At 61.0% G+C, this 16,207-nt stretch carries 15 protein-coding genes; 10 read left to right on the top strand and 5 right to left on the bottom strand.

Features of this window, described 5'->3' with window-relative positions:
* Nucleotides 1-73: 73 nt before the first annotated feature.
* Together GYM54_RS08390 and GYM54_RS08385 are read right to left on the bottom strand one after the other, a co-directional pair.
* Nucleotides 74-1,009, bottom strand: coding sequence for a GGDEF domain-containing protein (locus GYM54_RS08390; protein ID WP_181100404.1), 936 nt, complete (start codon nt 1,007-1,009; stop codon nt 74-76).
* A 213-nt stretch (nt 1,010-1,222) separates the two neighbouring features.
* The gene (locus GYM54_RS08385) at nt 1,223-1,879 is read right to left on the bottom strand and encodes an alpha/beta hydrolase (protein ID WP_181100406.1); all 657 of its coding nucleotides are present in this window, start codon (nt 1,877-1,879) and stop codon (nt 1,223-1,225) included.
* 339 nt (nt 1,880-2,218) lie between these two features.
* Between GYM54_RS08385 and GYM54_RS08380 the strand changes: the two genes are divergently transcribed.
* The 6 genes from GYM54_RS08380 (at nt 2,219) to GYM54_RS08355 (ending at nt 11,004) form a co-directional block, all read left to right on the top strand.
* Nucleotides 2,219-3,247, top strand: coding sequence for an amino acid ABC transporter substrate-binding protein (locus tag GYM54_RS08380; protein WP_131650690.1), 1,029 nt, complete (start codon nt 2,219-2,221; stop codon nt 3,245-3,247).
* Between the two features lie 88 nt (nt 3,248-3,335).
* Nucleotides 3,336-4,520, top strand: coding sequence for an amino acid ABC transporter permease (locus GYM54_RS08375; RefSeq protein ID WP_181100408.1), 1,185 nt, complete (start codon nt 3,336-3,338; stop codon nt 4,518-4,520).
* Between the two features lie 10 nt (nt 4,521-4,530).
* On the top strand, nt 4,531-5,628 hold the full coding sequence (locus GYM54_RS08370; RefSeq protein WP_181100410.1) for an amino acid ABC transporter permease: 1,098 nt from the start codon (nt 4,531-4,533) through the stop codon (nt 5,626-5,628).
* Nucleotides 5,629-5,638: 10 nt separating this feature from the next.
* Nucleotides 5,639-6,415 (top strand): amino acid ABC transporter ATP-binding protein, encoded by a 777-nt coding sequence (locus GYM54_RS08365; protein WP_197445571.1) that lies wholly within the window; start codon nt 5,639-5,641, stop codon nt 6,413-6,415.
* Between the two features lie 176 nt (nt 6,416-6,591).
* A complete protein-coding gene (gene purL / locus GYM54_RS08360; RefSeq protein WP_197445572.1) occupies nt 6,592-10,488 on the top strand; it encodes a phosphoribosylformylglycinamidine synthase in 3,897 nt (1,298 codons plus the stop codon).
* Between the two features lie 198 nt (nt 10,489-10,686).
* Complete coding sequence (locus GYM54_RS08355; RefSeq protein WP_131650682.1) at nt 10,687-11,004, top strand: YqfO family protein; 318 nt, start codon at nt 10,687-10,689, stop codon at nt 11,002-11,004.
* 32 nt (nt 11,005-11,036) lie between these two features.
* Here the strand turns inward: GYM54_RS08355 and GYM54_RS08350 are convergent, their stop codons facing one another.
* Together GYM54_RS08350 and GYM54_RS08345 are read right to left on the bottom strand one after the other, a co-directional pair.
* Complete coding sequence (locus GYM54_RS08350; protein WP_181100490.1) at nt 11,037-11,537, bottom strand: murein L,D-transpeptidase family protein; 501 nt, start codon at nt 11,535-11,537, stop codon at nt 11,037-11,039.
* A gap of 25 nt (nt 11,538-11,562) precedes the next feature.
* Entirely contained in the window at nt 11,563-12,117 is a 555-nt protein-coding gene (locus tag GYM54_RS08345) for an NUDIX hydrolase (RefSeq protein ID WP_181100491.1), read from the bottom strand.
* 196 nt (nt 12,118-12,313) lie between these two features.
* Here GYM54_RS08345 and GYM54_RS08340 point away from each other — a divergent pair, with 196 nt between their 5' ends.
* From GYM54_RS08340 to purT, 4 genes are read left to right on the top strand one after another with little or no spacing between them, the layout of a single operon-like run.
* Nucleotides 12,314-12,928 carry a CoA pyrophosphatase gene (locus GYM54_RS08340; protein ID WP_181100492.1) on the top strand — a complete coding sequence of 205 codons (615 nt, stop codon included), beginning with the start codon at nt 12,314-12,316 and terminating at the stop codon, nt 12,926-12,928.
* Nucleotides 12,929-12,930: 2 nt separating this feature from the next.
* On the top strand, nt 12,931-13,455 hold the full coding sequence (locus GYM54_RS08335) for a gamma carbonic anhydrase family protein (RefSeq protein ID WP_181101459.1): 525 nt from the start codon (nt 12,931-12,933) through the stop codon (nt 13,453-13,455).
* Nucleotides 13,452-13,643, top strand: coding sequence for a DUF1289 domain-containing protein (locus GYM54_RS08330; protein ID WP_131650675.1), 192 nt, complete (start codon nt 13,452-13,454; stop codon nt 13,641-13,643). Before GYM54_RS08335 ends, GYM54_RS08330 begins: the two co-directional genes overlap by 4 nt.
* Before the next feature lie 57 nt (nt 13,644-13,700).
* Nucleotides 13,701-14,882 (top strand): formate-dependent phosphoribosylglycinamide formyltransferase, encoded by a 1,182-nt coding sequence (gene purT / locus GYM54_RS08325; RefSeq protein WP_181100493.1) that lies wholly within the window; start codon nt 13,701-13,703, stop codon nt 14,880-14,882.
* Between the two features lie 30 nt (nt 14,883-14,912).
* Here purT and GYM54_RS08320 read toward each other — a convergent pair whose 3' ends face one another.
* Entirely contained in the window at nt 14,913-16,199 is a 1,287-nt protein-coding gene (locus GYM54_RS08320) for an HlyC/CorC family transporter (RefSeq protein ID WP_181100496.1), read from the bottom strand.
* Nucleotides 16,200-16,207 lie beyond the last annotated feature (8 nt).

Genomic DNA, 16,207 nt, shown 5'->3' with positions numbered 1-16,207 from the left:
CGCCCGCCAGTGTAATGCAAGAAGCAGATACGGCGAAGACTTGCTCTGAGCCGCCATCGCAGTTGCCCGCTCGTCAGCCGCAGACGCAGTTTCGTCCTTGCGCCTTGGCCTGATAAAGCGCCTGGTCGGCGATCTGGATCAGCCTTTTCAAATCGTCATTGGGTTGCATCGGCGCGACGCCGATAGAAATCGTGACGCCCGGCAGCGTGCCGATCGGCGAGCGGAACGAAGTGATTTCATCGAGGCTCTGGCGCAGGCGTTCGCCAACGTTGCGTGCATCGTCCAGTCCCATATCGGGAAGCAGGATCACAAACTCCTCGCCTCCGTAGCGCACCAGGCTGTCGCTCGGACGGAGCAACTTCCCAAGCGTGTCGACCACAAGGCAAAGCGCATGGTCGCCAGCCAGATGTCCGTGTCGGTCGTTGTAATCCTTGAACCGGTCGACGTCGAGCATCAGGAGCGACAGCGGTTGGCCGTTGAAGGCGCAGCGGGTGCTCTCGCGGTTATAAATATGTTCCAGCCAGCGGCGGTTGAAAGAGCCGGTCAGGGTGTCGACGTTGGCATTCTGCTCACTGTTGATGATCAAACGATCGCTCAGGCGAACACGCTGGCAAAGCAGCTCGGCAAGGTTTTGCATCAGTCTGGGCGACCGCGTCAGCAGCGGCATCGAGCGGCGATGAAGCCGCAGTAGTTCCGAAGACTCGAGCGCAACGACGTAAGCCGATGGCGGCAGATTGTCCATGAAGCTGATTTCGCCGGCGCAATCGCCAGGTCCAATGGCGCGTACGGGTGGGCTATCGAGCGAGTCGAGGTGAACGGCGAGTTCGCCACTGAGAACCAGGTAAAGATATTGATTGTGCTCCAGCGGCGTGAGCAGAACGTCTCCGGCGGCGAGCGTGCACGGCTCGAAAGCCTCCTGCATCAGCCGCAGGCAGGGTTCGTCGACATGCTCCAGAAGGCGCGCCTGTTTGAGGTGCCGCATCTCGGCCCGCCGTTCGGCAAGCTTCATTGCTGCCATATCCGGCTGGAAGGCTTATTCGTCATGGCTATCGCAAGGGCCTTGTAATGACCGGCAGGGTCGGCTTCGTCTGGCCGCGATGTGCGTTGCAATGGCAGGCGCATCGAGTTTGTTCTACCAACCCCAAGCGTAGCCTTGTTTTGTGATCAGGACAGGCGCGCGGCATCACATTTTCTTCAGCTGCGCGCTCGCCTGTCTTGCCGATCAACCGAGGCGCGCAGTGAGCCAATCGCCGATGTCGCGGATCTCATCGAGCACCACTTCGTGGGCCATTGGATAGTCCTTCCACTGGGCCGAAACCTCGTTTTGCACCAGGCATTCATAAGCGGCTCGTCCCATAGCGGGCGGCACGACGTCATCTCTCGATCCGTGCAGGCAGAGCACCGGCAGGCTCGCCTGTAATGGCGACAGCTCCAGATCATCGTTGAAGGTAGGCGCGTAGGTCGACAACGCCATAACCCCGCCGAGCGGCCCGGCCCCGCGCAGGAAGGCGGTGTGATAGGCCACCGCGCCGCCCTGGGAAAAGCCTGCCAGGAAAATTCTCCTAGGGTCGATCCCGCTGTCGCGCTGCGCCTCGATCAGCGCTATCACGGCCTGCGCCGACTGCTCGAGTTGGGCCTGGTTAATGGCCCGAGCCGGGCTCATGGCGATGATGTCGTACCAGCTTGGCATCGCCCAGCCGCCGTTGATCGTCACCGCCTGGGTAGGCGCTTGAGGCAGCACGAAGCGTGTCTGCAGCAGGCGCTGCTGCAGCGCTTCGGCCACCGGTAGGAAATCGTAGCGATCGGCACCGAGGCCGTGCAGCCAGATGACGCATGAGTCCGCGGTGTTGGCAGGTTCGATGATCAAGGGGTCGCTCATGTTGGGCTCCGTCTGGGCGCCCGCCTCAAGTTGGGGCAGGCGCGAAAGGTAAATGCGGCAATATGCGGCGAGGTTACCTGCACCGGCCCGTGCGATGAAGCGGCAAGATAGCGAGAAATGCGCTTTCGCTCGATCTGGTATGCCGCTTGCTTTGGCCCTTGCGCCATCTGCGCTGGTGTCGTCTGCGTTCTTGCAGGCGAACGCATCGGGAGGAGTTGCCGATCATCAATCGGCGGCTAGACTCAGGTCAGGTCCTTCGGCCGTTACGTCGGCAGGCATATTGCGATGCAGGCGGAAGACCCCGACCCAGCAGAATAAAAAAGCAAACTGGAGGTTTCGATGACAAGGGTTAAATCCACACTGGCCGTGCTTGGTGCCGCGACACTTTTGGGCGCCAGCGGCTTGGCTCAGGCAGGGGCGACCCTGGATGCCGTGAAAAGCAAGGGCTTCGTGCAGTGCGGTATCAGCGACGGGTTGCCGGGCTTTTCATATGCCGACGCCAAGGGCGAGTACAAGGGAATCGATGTGGATGTCTGCCGCGCGGTAGCGGCTGCGGTATTTGGCGATGCGAGCAAGGTGAAGTTCAGCCCGCTGACCGCCAAGGAGCGCTTCACCGCACTGCAATCGGGTGAAGTCGACGTGCTGTCGCGCAACACCACCTGGACCAGTTCGCGCGACTCGGCGATGGGGCTGAATTTTACCGGCGTCACCTACTACGATGGCCAGGGCTTTCTGGTGAACAAGGAGCTCGGCGTGTCCAGCGCCAAAGAACTCGATGGCGCCACTGTGTGCATCCAGGCTGGCACCACCACCGAACTGAACCTCTCCGACTATTTCCGCGCCAACAGCCTCAACTACACACCCATCACTTACGACACCTCGGATGAGAGCGCCAAGTCGCTGGAGTCCGGACGCTGCGACGTGCTCACCTCCGACCAATCCCAGCTCTATGCCCAGCGCATCAAGCTGGCCAAGCCGGACGATTACATCGTGCTGCCGGAAGTCATCTCCAAGGAGCCGCTCGGCCCTGCGGTGCGCCAAGGTGATGAGGAGTGGTTCGATATCGTGCGCTGGTCACTCTTCGCCATGATCAATGCCGAAGAGCTTGGCGTTACGGCGGCGAACGTCGAGGACACCGCGAAAAACACCAAGAACCCGGATGTTGCGCGTCTGCTCGGTGCTGAAGGCGAATATGGCAAGGATCTGAAGTTGCCGAAGGACTGGGCAGTGCAGATCGTCAAGCAAGTCGGCAACTACGGCGAAGTGTTCGAGCGCAACATCGGCTCCGGTAGTGAGCTGAAGATCGAACGCGGGCTGAATGCGCTCTGGAACAATGGGGGCCTCCAATACGCACCGCCGGTGCGTTGATCGAGCCGGGCCGGCGCATAGTCGGCCTTGTTTCAAGGATGAGCGATACCGGTGCGCTCGTACCGGCGCCGCCGAATGAGGTTTCTTGATGCGAACCATTGCCAAATCGGGGGCGGCGCGCGGCTCGCTGCTCACGGATCCACAGGCGCGTGCCTGGCTGTTCCAGGTCATCGCCGTTATTACTGTCATCGCGATCGGCTGGTTTCTGTTTCACAACACCCAGACCAATCTTGCCCACCGGGGCATCAATTCCGGTTTCGGATTTCTCGACAACGCCGCCGGCTTCGGCATCCCTCAGCACCTGATCGACTACAGCGAAAGCGACTCATACGGCCGGGTCTTTTGGGTCGGTCTGCTCAATACGCTGCTGGTGAGCGTAGTCGGCATCATTCTGGCGACTATCATCGGCTTCATTCTCGGAATAGGCCGATTGTCGCCGAACTGGCTGATCCGCCAGATCGCCACTGTTTATATCGAGATCTTCCGCAACATTCCGCCGCTGCTGCAGATATTCTTCGTCTATTTCGCTGTGCTGGCCCCTTTGCCCGGGCCGCGCGACAGCCTGTCCCTGTGGGACATCATCTTCGTCAACAACCGGGGCATACAGATGCCTTCGCCGAGCGCGGGGGAAGGTTTCTGGCCGTTCTGGATCGCGATGTTCCTAGCATTGGCGGCCATCGTCCTGCTCAACCGCTGGGAGCGGGCCCGGCGTCATGCCACGGGGCAGTCATTTCCAGTGTTCTGGACCAGTCTCGGATTGTTCCTCGGGATTCCAGGGCTGTGTGCACTGGTGTTTGGCGGGCCGTTCCTCTGGGAGATTCCGGAACTGCAACGCTTCAACATTCGTGGCGGCTGGGTGGTGATTCCCGAACTTGTGTCCATCGTGCTGGCACTGTCGATCTACACGGCAGCTTTCATCGGCGAAACCGTGCGCGCCGGCATTCAATCGGTGAGCCATGGCCAGACCGAAGCGGCCGCTTCGCTGGGGCTGCGACCTAGTCGGGTGCTGCGGCTGGTCATCGTGCCGCAGGCCTTGCGCGTGATCATCCCGCCGTTGACCAGCCAGTACCTCAATCTGGCGAAGAACTCCTCGCTGGCGGCCGCCATCGGCTACCCCGACATGGTCTCGCTGTTCGCTGGCACGGTGCTCAACCAGACCGGTCAGGCGATCGAAACCATGGCAATCACCATGAGCGTTTACTTGGCTATCAGCATCAGCATTTCGCTGCTGATGAACTGGTACAACAAGCGCATCGCGCTGATCGAACGGTGAGGGCAGGCTCATGACGACTCATATTTTCAAGCCTGACCTGCCGGCACCTTCGCGCAACATCGGCGTGGTCGGTTGGCTACGGGCCAATCTATTTTCCAGCTGGATCAATACGTTGATGACGCTGGTCGGCTTGTATCTGATCTGGGTGATCGTCCCGCCGATCATCGACTGGGCCATCATCAAGGCTGACTGGACCGGCGAGACGCGCGCCGACTGCAGCCGGGAGGGCGCGTGCTGGGTGTTCATCCAAACGCGTTTCAGTCAGTTCATGTACGGCTTCTACCCGACGGAGCTGCGCTGGCGGGTGGATACCGCCGCCTGGCTGGCGATTCTCGGTGCGGCGCCTCTGTTCCTCCGGCAGATGCCGCGCAAGGTGCATTACGGCATCGGCTATCTGTTGCTCTATCCGTTGCTGGCCTACTGGCTGCTGCACGGCGGCTTCTTCGGTCTGGAAACGGTTCCGACGTCGCGCTGGGGCGGGTTGATGCTGACCATCGTGATCGCCGCGGTGGGCATTGCTGGCGCTTTGCCGATGGGCATCCTATTGGCGCTGGGGCGGCGTTCGGACATGCCGGCGATCCGTGTGCTGTGTGTCACCTTCATCGAATTCTGGCGCGGCGTGCCGCTGATCACCGTGCTGTTCATGTCATCGGTCATGCTGCCGCTGTTCCTGCCCGAGGAGATGAACCTCGACAAGCTGATGCGGGCCATGGTGATGGTGATCTTCTTCGAGGCCGCCTACATCGCAGAAGTGGTACGCGGCGGTCTGCAGGCGATACCCAAGGGCCAATACGAAGCGGCGGCGGCGATGGGTCTGGGCTACTGGCGCAGCATGGTCCTGGTGATCCTGCCGCAGGCGCTGAAGATGGTCATTCCCGGCATCGTCAACACCTTCATTGCGCTGTTCAAGGACACCAGCCTGGTGATCATCATCGGCCTGTTCGACTTCCTCAACAGCATCAAACGCGCAACTTCGGATCCTGCCTGGCTCGGCATGTCCACCGAGGGTTACGTCTTTGCCGCGCTGGTTTACTGGATTTTCTGTTTCGGCATGTCGCGCTATTCCATGCACCTGGAGCGCAAGCTCGACACCAGCCACCGGACTTAGGGGAGACACCATGAGCGATACATCACTGCAAGCCGGGCAGCCTGAGCGCTCCGGCGAACCGGTCATCCAGATGCAGGACGTGAACAAATGGTTCGGCCAGTTCCATGTACTCAAGGACATCGACCTGAGCGTCACCCAGGGCGAGCGAATCGTGCTGTGCGGGCCCTCCGGCTCGGGCAAATCGACCACTATTCGCTGCCTCAATAGGCTCGAAGAGCACCAAAAGGGCCGCATCGTGATCAACGGCGTGGAGCTGACCAACGACCTCAAGCAGATCGAGGCGATTCGCAGCGAAGTGGGCATGGTTTTCCAGCATTTCAATCTGTTCCCGCACCTGACGGTGCTGCAGAACTGCACGCTGGCGCCCATGTGGGTGCGCAAGCTGCCGCGACGCCAGGCGGAAGAGATCGCCATGCATTACCTGGAGCGCGTGCGCATTCCGGAACAGGCTGACAAATTTCCCGGGCAGCTTTCCGGCGGCCAGCAACAACGCGTGGCCATCGCTCGTGCCCTGTGTATGAAGCCCAAGATCATGCTGTTCGACGAACCCACTTCGGCGCTGGATCCGGAAATGGTCAAGGAGGTGCTGGATACCATGGTCGGCCTCGCCGAGAGCGGCATGACCATGCTCTGCGTGACCCACGAAATGGGCTTCGCCCGCACCGTGGCCGACCGGGTGATCTTCATGGACAAAGGCGAGATCGTTGAGCAAGCCGATCCAGAGGTGTTCTTTACCAACCCAGTCAATGAGCGGACGAAACTGTTCTTAAGCCAGATACTGCATTAAAGAGCAGCGAGGGTAGGGTGGGCTTCAGCCCACCCATTGGATCTTTTGGACTTTGGTGGGCTGAAGCGGAGCGCCGCCCGGCCCACCCTACGGCGTACCCTGAGAACTGCCCCTTGCCCATCGTCATAGGCTAGAATACGCGGCCCGACTGCTCCCTCTCCGAGGCTGTTCCGACGATGTTGATCCTGCGCGGCGCTCCCGCTCTTTCCGCCTTCCGTCACGGCAAGCTCCTGGCACAACTGACCGCGAAGGTCCCCGCTGTAAGCGGGCTGTATGCCGAGTTCGCTCATTTCGCTGAAGTATCCGGCACGCTTGGTGCGGACGAGGAGCAAGTGCTCGCCCGGCTGCTCAAGTATGGCCCGAGCGTCCCTGTGCAGGAGCCGGCTGGCCGGCTGTTCCTGGTGGTGCCGCGTTTCGGCACCATTTCGTCCTGGTCGAGCAAGGCCAGCGATATCGCCCACAACTGCGGTCTCGGCAAAATCCAGCGCCTGGAACGCGGTATCGCTTTCTACGTACAAGGCGAGCTTGGCGATGCCGAGGCACAGCTGATCACCGCTGCGCTGCATGACCGCATGACCCAGCTGGTGCTCGAGCGCTTCGAAGACGCCGCCAATTTGTTCAGCCACGCACAGCCCAAGCCGCTCACCGCGGTGGATGTGCTGGGCGGTGGCCGAGCCGCGCTGGAGCAGGCCAACGTCGAGCTGGGCCTGGCCCTGGCCGATGACGAAATCGACTATCTGGTGACCAGCTTCGAAGGGCTGGGGCGCAACCCCCACGACATCGAGCTGATGATGTTCGCCCAGGCCAACTCCGAGCATTGCCGGCACAAAATCTTCAACGCCAGCTGGGACATCGACGGCGAGAGCCAGGACAAGTCCCTGTTCGGCATGATCAAGAACACCTACCAGATGCATTCCGAGGGCGTGCTGTCGGCCTACAAGGACAATGCCTCGGTGATCGTCGGCCACGAGGCCGGGCGTTTCTACCCGGATGCCGCGACCGGCGAATATGCCGCGCACCGCCAGCCGGTGCATATCCTGATGAAGGTGGAAACCCACAACCACCCGACCGCCATCGCACCCTTCCCCGGCGCAGCCACCGGTTCGGGCGGCGAGATTCGTGACGAAGGCGCCACCGGTCGCGGCTCCAAGCCCAAGGCTGGGTTGACCGGCTTCACCGTGTCCAATCTGAACATTCCCGATTTCGAGCAGCCCTGGGAAAAGCCCTACGGCAAGCCCGAGCGCATCGTCACGCCGCTGGATATCATGATCGAAGGCCCGCTGGGCGGCGCCGCGTTCAACAACGAATTCGGCCGTCCGGCGCTGGCTGGCTATTTCCGTACCTTCGAGCAAAGCATCGAAACCCCTCGCGGCGAAGAAGTGCGCGGCTATCACAAGCCGATCATGCTCGCCGGCGGCCTGGGCAACATCCGTGAAGATCACGTGCAGAAGGGCGAGATTTCGGTCGGCGGCAAGCTGATCGTGCTCGGCGGCCCGGCGATGCTGATTGGCCTCGGCGGCGGTGCGGCCTCTTCCATGGCCACCGGCGCCAGCTCGGCGGATCTGGATTTTGCCTCGGTGCAGCGCGACAACCCGGAAATGGAGCGCCGTTGCCAGGAAGTGATCGACCGCTGCTGGCAGCTGGGCGAACAGAACCCGATCAAGTTCATCCACGACGTCGGCGCGGGCGGTCTGTCCAATGCCTTCCCCGAGCTGGTCAACGATGCCGGCCGTGGCGGCCGCTTCGATCTGCGCAACATTCCCAACGACGAACCGGGCATGGCGCCGCACGAGATCTGGTGCAACGAATCCCAGGAGCGCTACGTGCTCTCGGTGGACGCCGTTGATTTCGAGCGTTTCAAGGCCATCTGCGAGCGCGAGCGCTGCCCATTCGCGGTGGTCGGCGAGGCTACCGAAGAGCCGCACCTGACCGTGGCCGACAGCCATTTCGGCAACAAGCCGGTGGACATGCCGCTCAACGTGCTGCTCGGCAAGACGCCGCGCATGCACCGCAGCGCCAACCGCGAAGCCGAACTGGGTGATGATTTCAGCGCGGCCTCGGTCTATCTGGATGACGCCGTTGGCCGGGTGCTGCGCCATCCGGCGGTAGCCAGCAAGAGCTTCCTGATCACCATCGGCGACCGCAGCATCACCGGCATGGTGGCGCGCGATCAGATGGTCGGCCCCTGGCAGGTGCCGGTGGCTGACTGCGCCGTGACCACCACCAGCTACGACGTCAACACTGGCGAAGCCATGGCCATGGGCGAGCGCACGCCGCTGGCGCTGCTGGACGCCCCAGCATCCGGACGGATGGCCATCGGCGAGACGCTGACCAACCTTGCCGCTGCGCGCATTGAGAAGCTGTCCGACATCAAGCTGTCCGCCAACTGGATGGCCGCCGCCGGTCATCCGGGTGAAGACGCGCGGCTGTACGACACGGTCAAAGCCGTCGGCATGGAGCTCTGCCCGCAGCTGGGCCTGACCATTCCGGTGGGCAAGGACTCGATGTCGATGAAAACCCGCTGGGGTGAGGGCGGCGCCGAGAAGAGCGTCACCTCGCCCATGTCGCTGGTCGTCTCCGGCTTCGCGCCGGTGATCGATGTACGCAAGACTCTGACGCCGCAGCTTCGGCTGGACAAGGGCGCCACCGACCTGATCCTGATCGACCTGGGCCGTGGCCAGCACCGCATGGGCGGCTCGATCCTGGCCCAGGTGTACGGCAAGCTCGGCCGCCAGGCGCCGGACGTCGACGATGCTGAGGATCTGCAGGCGTTCTTCGCGGTGATCCAGGGGTTGAATGCCGATGGCCTGCTGCAGGCCTATCACGACCGTTCCGACGGCGGTCTGCTGACCACTGCGCTGGAAATGGCCTTTGCCGGTCATTGCGGGCTGAACCTGAACCTGGACGCTCTGCTGGACGATGCGGACGAAATCCCCGCAGTGCTGTTCAACGAAGAGCTGGGCGCGGTGATCCAGGTGCGCCAGGACGATACCGAAATCGTCTTGGCACAGTTCAGCGCCGCCGGCCTCGGCGATTGCGTGGCGGTGATCGGCCAGCTAGCCAACAATGGCTACATCTCGATCCGGCTTGCCGGCAGCGAAGTGTTCAGTGGAGATCGCCGACTACTGCAACAGCAGTGGAGCGAGACCAGCTATCGCATCCAGCGCCTGCGCGACAACGTCGAGTGTGCCGATCAGGAATTCGATGCGCTGCTGGAAGAGGACAACCCCGGCCTCAACGTCAAGCTCAGCTTTGACGTCAACCAGGACATCGCCGCGCCCTACATCAAGCGCGGCGTGCGACCGCAGGTGGCGATCCTGCGTGAGCAAGGCGTTAACGGCCAGACCGAGATGGCGGCCGCTTTCGACCGCGCCGGCTTCGCCGCTGTGGACGTGCACATGAGTGACATTCTCTCGGGACGCATCAGCCTGGAACGCTTCAAAGGCCTGGTTGCCTGCGGCGGTTTTTCCTATGGCGACGTGCTCGGCGCCGGTGAAGGCTGGGCCAAGTCGATCCTGTTCAACAGCCGTGCGCGCGAGGAATTCAGCACTTTCTTCGAGCGCAGCGACAGCTTCGGCCTGGGTATCTGTAACGGTTGCCAGATGCTTTCCAATCTGCGCGAGCTGGTGCCTGGTAGCGAGTCCTGGCCGCACTTCGTGCGCAACCGTTCCGAGCAGTTCGAGGCGCGCGTGGCCATGGTCCAGGTGCAGGATTCGCCGTCGATCTTCCTTCAGGGCATGGCCGGTTCGCGTCTGCCGATCGCGATTGCGCACGGGGAAGGGCATGCGGAGTTCGAAAGCGAGGAAGCACTGCTCGAGGCGGATCTATCCGGCACCGTTGCTCTGCGCTACGTGGACAACCATGGCAAGGTCACCGAGCGTTATCCGGCCAACCCTGGCGGCTCCCCGCGCGGTATCACAGGTTTGACCACGCGCGACGGTCGCGTGACCATCATGATGCCGCACCCGGAGCGTGTCTTCCGTGCCGTGACCAACTCCTGGCGCCCAGATGAGTGGCAGGAAGACGGTGGCTGGATGCGCATGTTCCGCAACGCGCGGGTCTGGGTCGACTGAAGCCATGCAGTACTGAGAGAAGCCCGGACACCTGCGCGTGCTCCGGGCTTTTTTGTGAACCAGTCACCAGCGTTTCGCTGAACCAAGCCCGCGGGGACACGTCTGATCGTTGATCGGTAGCAGTGCTTGATGTTTCGGCTTCTGGCAAATTGGTTTTGTAAGCGGGCATCTGTTCCGCCCCTGGTTCCGGAGAGGCTGATGTACAAGCTGTGTTTCTATGTTCCCGAAAGCCATCTGGGCGAAGTCAAGGAAGCGGTTTTCGCAGCGGGCGGCGGTCGCATCGGGGCTTATGACCATTGCTGCTGGCAGGTGCTCGGGCACGGCCAGTATCGACCGCTGGAAGGCAGCCAGCCGTTCCTCGGGCAGCAGGGCCAGGTGCAGCCGGTTGCCGAGTGGAAGGTGGAACTGGTAGTCGCCGACGAATTGATCCACGACAGCGTCAAGGCGCTCAAGCGTGCGCATCCTTATGAAACGCCTGCGTTCGAGGTCTGGCGGTTGTCGGATATGGTTTTCTGAGAAGACGAAGCAGCGTCGGAGTTTCGACTGGCCTACGGACGAATCTCGATCAGCGTGCCGTCTTTCACCAGATTCCATATCTCACGCATGTCGTCGTTCTTCAGCGCGATGCAGCCCTCGGTCCAGTCAAGGGTATGGAAAAACCACTCGGGGTATTCCTCATCCAGCGGCGTGCCATGAAGCATGATCATGCTGCCTGGTCGCGCGCCCTCGGCACGGGCGCGGGCCAAATCCCTGGCGTTCGGGTAGGAGATGTGCATCGCCAGGTTGTACTTGTCGGACGTTTTGCGCCAATTGATCCAGTACAACCCTTCCGGCGTTCGCTGATCGCCTTCGCGCTGCTTGGGACCGGGCTGTTTCCCCAGCGAGACGCGATAGCTTTTCATCGTCACGCCCCGGCTGATCAAGTGCAGCTGGCGTTCCGATTTGACCACCAGCACCTTGTCGATAAACGAGGCATCGAAGACTGGCGCAGCGGTGGCATGGGAAAGAGTGGCAAAGGTGAAGCAGACGATCGCTAACAGCCAGCGCATGAGGCGTTCCTGAATCCTTACGACATCAGACCTGTCTGCGCGCCATCGGTATAGGTGCGATGGCTTCGTTGCGCACCGGGAAGGTCTGCTGCACCCGGTCGGCGAAAAAGTATTCTAGGGTACGGCCCACGGTCGGGAAAGCCAGCTCTGACCAAGGGATCTCGGCCTGGCTGAAAAGCTTGACCTCGAGACTCTCGTCTCCTGCACAGAATCGATCATCGAGCAGCTCGGCGCGAAAGAACGTGTAGACCTGGTTGATGTGCGGCAGGTCGAACAGCGTATAGAGACGCAGGCCCGTAACTCTGGCGCAGGCTTCTTCCAACGTTTCTCGCTCTGCTGCCTGCTGCATGGTTTCGCCGTTTTCCATGAAGCCGGCCGGCAATGTCCAATAGCCACGCCGTGGCTCGATTGCGCGCCGACAGAGCAATATAGAGTCGCCCCAGACGGGCAGGCAACCGGCAACGATCCGTGGGTTCTGGTAGTGAATCGTGTCACAGGCTGCACAGACGAAGCGGATTCGGTTATCTCCGTCAGGTATTTGTTCTGTGATTGTGCTGCCGCATTGGCTGCAGTATTTCATCGCGCTTCCTTCGGTCTACGGATCATCGTTACAGCCTTGGTCGAACACGCACGAGCTACCGCTCAGAACTAGTTTGTCGTGAGAAGTCCATTCGTGCCACTGCCGATTGCCGTCGAGCATGGTTTTGGTTGCGCCTGTCTTGGGCGCCTCGGTGATTCATGCCATGATGCTTGCCAAAGACGGAAAGAGACGTTTCATGCTGGACAAAATACTCCAACGGGTGCGTGACTATTCCCCGCATCTTCTGGAGCCGGAAGGCCGGATGCCCGAAGCGGCGGTCTTGATGCCCATCACACGTGGCGATTCGCCGGAGCTGGTCCTGACCCTGCGCGCCAGTGGTCTATCCACTCATGGCGGCGAGGTGGCATTTCCCGGTGGCCGGCGTGATCCCGAAGATCAAGATCTAGTCCATACCGCATTGCGCGAAGCCGAGGAAGAAGTTGGCCTGGCTCCGGGGATAGTAGAAATCGTCGGACCGCTGAGCAGCCTCGTATCGCTGCATGGTATCCACGTCACGCCTTATGTCGGCATCGTGCCGGACTATGTCGAATACCGCGCCAACGATGCTGAGATTGCCTCGGTGTTTTCCGTGCCACTGGACTTTTTCTGCCAGGACGCGCGGGAGGTGACCCACCGAATCGATTACCAGGGTGTTGCCTGGTACGTCCCGTCTTACCACTATGGCGAATACAAAATCTGGGGATTGACGGCCATCATGATCGTCGAGCTGGTTAACCTGGTATACGACGCCGGGATCGAAATGCACAGCCCTCCCGCTTCTTATATCGATTTGAGCCAGAAGAGGTCATGACCGTGAAATATCGCCTGGGTGATTCCCGCGTCGAAACCCATCCCGAGAGCTGGGTCGCACCAAACGCTACTCTGGTCGGCAAGATCCGCCTTGATGCAGGGGCCAACGTCTGGTTCGGTGCGGTGCTGCGTGGCGACAACGAACTGATCCATGTCGGCGAAAACAGCAACGTGCAGGACGGCAGTGTCATGCACACCGACATGGGCTATCCGCTGACGCTGGGAACCGGCGTCACCGTTGGGCACAACGCCATGCTGCACGGCTGTACTGTCGGCGATTACAGCCTGGTCGGGATCAACGCGGTGATCCTCAACGGGGCGAAGATCGGCAAGTACTGCATCATCGGCGCCAACACACTGATTGCCGAAGGTAAGGAAATCCCCGATGGCTCGCTGGTGGTGGGGTCGCCCGGCAAAGTGGTTCGCGAGCTGACCGAACAGCAGAAGAAGATGCTCGAAGCGAGCGCTGCGCATTACGTACACAACGCCCAGCGCTACGCGCAAGATCTGGCGGAGCAAGACGATTGATTGCTGACGATAAGCCGGTTGCGTCTCCTTGCGTCAGCATCTGCGCGCTGGACGAAGACGATTTCTGCACCGGCTGCCAGCGCAGCATCGACGAAATCCGCCGCTGGAGCCAGATGGGCAATCCGGAGCGGCGGCAGGTGCTGCTGCGTTGTCACGAGCGGGCACGCGTCAGCGGCCTGCTGTTCTGACGCCGAAGCGCAACGCGTCGGCGCGACTTTATTAGTGTCTGCATAACGAGGACTTCCATGCCCCGAATAGGTACTCCGCTGTCGGCCAGCGCAACCCGTGTGCTGCTCTGTGGCTCTGGTGAGCTCGGCAAGGAGCTGGTCATCGAGCTTCAACGCCTGGGCGTGGAAGTCATTGCGGTGGACCGTTACGCCAACGCTCCGGCCATGCAGGTGGCGCATCGTCATCATGTCGTCGATATGCTCGACGGCGCTGCGCTGAGGGCGATCATCGAGCAGGAAAGGCCACATTTCATCGTGCCGGAAATCGAAGCGATCGCCACCGCGACGCTGGTGGAGCTGGAGCGCGAAGGTTATACGGTCATCCCTACCGCGCGGGCCGCGCAGCTCACCATGAACCGCGAAGGTATTCGCCGCCTGGCTGCTGAGGAGCTTGGTCTGCCGACTTCGCCGTACCGTTTCGCCGACTCGCTGGAGGAATGTCGCGCGGCGGCTTCCTTGCTCGGCTTCCCCTGCCTGATCAAGCCTGTCATGAGTTCGTCCGGCAAGGGGCAATCGGTCCTGCGAAGTGAAGCCGATATCGTCACGGCCTGGGACTATGCGCAAGCTGGCGGTCGAGCCGGGAAAGGGCGGGTGATCGTCGAAGGTTTCGTCGATTTCGACTATGAAATCACGCTGCTGACCGTTCGGCATGCAGATGGAACCACCTTCTGCCAGCCGGTTGGGCATCGTCAGGAAAAGGGTGATTATCAGGAATCCTGGCAGCCGCAGCCGATGACTGCAGGCGCACTGGCCGAGGCTGAACGCATTGCGCTGGCGGTCACCGACGCGCTGGGTGGACGCGGTATTTTCGGTGTCGAACTTTTCATCAAGGGTGACAAGGTCTGGTTTTGCGAGGTTTCACCCAGGCCGCACGATACGGGCCTAGTGACCCTTGTCTCCCAGGATCTTTCCGAGTTTGCGCTGCATGCCCGGGCGATCCTTGGGCTACCGATTCCGGCGATCCGTCAGTTCGGACCATCGGCTTCGGCCGTAGTGCTGGTGGAGGGTGAGTCCGAGCAGGTGAGCTTCGGCAATCTGGCCGCCGCGATGGCCGAGCCAGATACCGCACTGCGTCTGTTCGGCAAACCGGGCGTCAGCGGGCAGCGGCGAATGGGAGTGGCGCTGGCTCGCGACATGTCGATCGAGGCTGCGCGTGCCAAGGCGATGCGGGTGGCCTCGGCTATCGATATCGAATTCTGAAACTCAGGCGGGACCGGGCGCCGCAACGAATTATGGCGTGTCGCTCGGTTCTTCCTGAATATCTTCGGCCACCCAGGCGCGCACGCTTTTGACGCGATTGTCTGCGGCCTGCAAGACTTCGAATCGATACTGCTTGATCTGCAGGCAGATACCGCTATCTGGAATATGCTCAAGCGCTTCGGTAATCAATCCGTTAAGCGTCTTCGGTCCGTCGCAGGGTAACTGCCAGCTCAGCGCTCGGTTTACTTCGCGTAGATAGGCGGCGCCGTCTATCACCAAGGTGCCATCGTCCTGGGGGTGTATATCCGGGCTGCGCAAGGCATCCTGGTTGCTGAACTCGCCAACGATCTCTTCGAGAATATCTTCCAGGGTAACGATCCCCAGTACATCGCCATATTCATCCACCACGATGCCGATGCGGCGCTTTTGTTTTTGAAAATTGAGCAACTGGGTAGAGAGCGGGGTATTTTCGGGGACGAAATAGGGCTCGTTGCAGGCTTCGAGCAGGTTGTCCTTGGTCAGTTGGTCGTGACTGAGCAGGCGGGCGATCTGCCGCATGTGCACGATGCCTTCGATCTGGTTGATGTCCTTGCGAAACACTGGCAGGCGGGTGTGCGGTGTGGTGCGTAACTGGCCAACGATGGTTTCCAAGTCATCCTCAAGATCAATGCCGGCGACTTCGTTGCGCGGGATCATGATGTCATCGACAGTCACCCGTTCGAGGTCGAGAATGCCGAGCAGCATGTTCTGTCGATTCAGCGGCAGATCGCTGCCGGATTCACGCACCACGCTGCGTAGCTCTTCGGTGGACAGGCTATCGGTGCCTTTCTTGGACGGGTCCACACCGAGCAGCTTGAGCAGTCCATTGCTGATCCAGCCGAGCAGTGCGACCAGCGGATACAGCACCTTCTGTAGCAGCATCAACGGCAGGCTGACTGGATAGGCGACCACCTCTGGGCGCAGGGCCGCTAGCGTCTTGGGCGTGATCTCACCAAAGATCAACAAGATGATTGTCAGGCCGATGGTGGCAATGGCAATCCCGGCCTCGCCCCATAATTGCATCGCCAGAACTGTCGCGATCGAAGAAGCGAGGATATTGACGAAATTGTTACCTACGAGAATGGTGCCCAGCAGGCGGTCGGGCCTGGACAGCAATTCGATGGCTCGTTTGGCTCCGGAGTGACCTTCTTTTGCCTGATGGCGCAAGCGATAGCGGTTGAGGCTGAGCATTCCGGTTTCGGAACTTGAAAAAAAGGCTGAGCACAAAAGCAGGAAGACCAGCAGGCCAACCAGAAAGCCGGGATGTAGATTTTCCACGTGGTGGC

Source organism: Pseudomonas sp. MTM4 (assembly GCF_019355055.1).
Lineage (GTDB): Bacteria > Pseudomonadota > Gammaproteobacteria > Pseudomonadales > Pseudomonadaceae > Stutzerimonas.
This window is presented reverse-complemented; position numbering and strand designations above follow the sequence as displayed.